This window comes from Plantibacter sp. Leaf1 (assembly GCF_001421315.1).
Taxonomy (GTDB): domain Bacteria; phylum Actinomycetota; class Actinomycetes; order Actinomycetales; family Microbacteriaceae; genus Plantibacter.
On record NZ_LMJX01000001.1, the window covers coordinates 319694 to 319979 of the forward strand.

Annotated in this window: 1 protein-coding gene; it reads right to left on the reverse strand. The window is 68.9% G+C overall.

The genetic code is table 11. The annotated features are described in order from the left end of the window. The coding region (locus tag ASE44_RS01355) for a DUF222 domain-containing protein (RefSeq protein ID WP_162235721.1) at nt 1-286 on the reverse strand (286 nt) is incomplete at both ends.

Below are 286 nucleotides of genomic sequence, written 5' to 3' on the forward strand. Positions count from 1 at the left end.
CGCGGTCGTGAACAGATGCACCCAGGCCATACCGTCTGAAGCTGGCTCGAACTCGACGCGGCGGTCAGCCTCGGAGCGCGCTGCACGTGCCGTGATGGACTCCGGGTGCAGTCGTTCGCGGAGGTCCTTCGCGAGCTGCTTCAGCCGCGCAACGGTGGACCGTTCCGCGATGGGAAGGACCTCGGCGAGGAAGGAGGCACGGCCGACGGTCGGGACCTCGCGAAGCTGGTCCGTGATCGTGCGCGCATGCCGGCCGGAGATGAGGCCAGCCTCCAGTGCCGCCAAC